The organism is Symbiopectobacterium sp., from assembly GCF_051710365.1.
Classification (GTDB): domain Bacteria; phylum Pseudomonadota; class Gammaproteobacteria; order Enterobacterales; family Enterobacteriaceae; genus Symbiopectobacterium.
The window spans coordinates 1-985 of record NZ_JBPETA010000385.1 but is presented as its reverse complement, the minus strand read 5'-3'; the positions used below and the strand labels follow the sequence as shown (position 1 = coordinate 985).

General features: G+C 38.7%; 2 protein-coding genes. Both read left to right on the top strand.

Annotated features, from left to right (window positions below):
- Nucleotides 1-304: 304 nt before the first annotated feature.
- Nucleotides 305-619, top strand: coding sequence for a hypothetical protein (locus tag ACTBDZ_RS18135; protein ID WP_438816310.1), 315 nt, complete (start codon nt 305-307; stop codon nt 617-619).
- The coding region (locus tag ACTBDZ_RS18130) for a hypothetical protein (protein ID WP_438816309.1) at nt 620-985 on the top strand (366 nt) is incomplete at its 3' end. It lies immediately after the preceding gene.

Genomic DNA, 985 nt, shown 5'->3' with positions numbered 1-985 from the left:
GATCAAGGTTACGGATGGTAACGTGGGGAGTACTCATGCTGATTGGTCTGCAAAAAGCAGTAATAAATTCAGAACTTCAGAATACCGCCAAGTCCCGAAAAAAGAAAAATCAGGTGCGGAATGACGGATATATCTATTTTTGTGTGTGTATTTTGTTCTTAGGAAAATTAACCTTTTGTCGTTTGATGTAAAAGATAAAAAAACTATTGCTATATTTTTCTGTTTGCATAAAATGCCTGCTAATTGTTATGCGTTGGCGAAATTATAGAGAGGTAGCAAGTAGGATAATTCGGAAAAATGAACGATGAAAGTAAATACTACAAAAATATTTAATGGCCTGAGTTGTGTAAGTTGTCAGTTTCGGTGTGAATTATTACCTTTTCCATCTTTAAGAACCATTAATTGCATTAAAGAGCAGTTCTGTGTATGGCCTGAAAGTAACTATTACCTCAGCATCGGATTGGTTGATGTTGTTGCGAATAGTAAATACAACTACATGGGCGGCGGGTTTGTCTTTGTTGACTTCTCATTGGCGAACATAAAAATTTTCACCAATGCTCGTTGGCTGGATTACCTTACGCGTTCTGGGTTGCGTTTGATCCTGGTTTCTGACAAATGAATGGAGCCTCTGGTTGCCTACTGGAAGCAACGGGATGACAGAATTTTTTCAGTGTTGTATACCAGTGATGGTTATGAAAATATCTTGAAGTCTATAGATAAAATCTATTTAAGAAAGATGAATGCGACGAGGGTACGTGGGCGAATGACAGAAAAGGAAGTGTCTGTCTTATTCCTGGTGCTTGACGGGTGTTCTTTGAAAGAAATAGCTGGAGAACTGCAAATAGGCAGTAAAAGGCTATATAACCGTCATTCCGCACCTACTTTAAGAATAAATTCGACGGTATCGCTCGCCGAGAACATCAACGATGGTCTTGTGAATAGAATTGAGGTTGGATACTTGTGGTGGTCTGTCACCAATACTGAA

Coding starts and splice junctions, on each gene's coding strand:
- ACTBDZ_RS18135 (WP_438816310.1), top strand. CDS start 305: ATGAAAGTAAATACTACAAAAATATTTAATGGCCTGAGTTGTGTAAGT.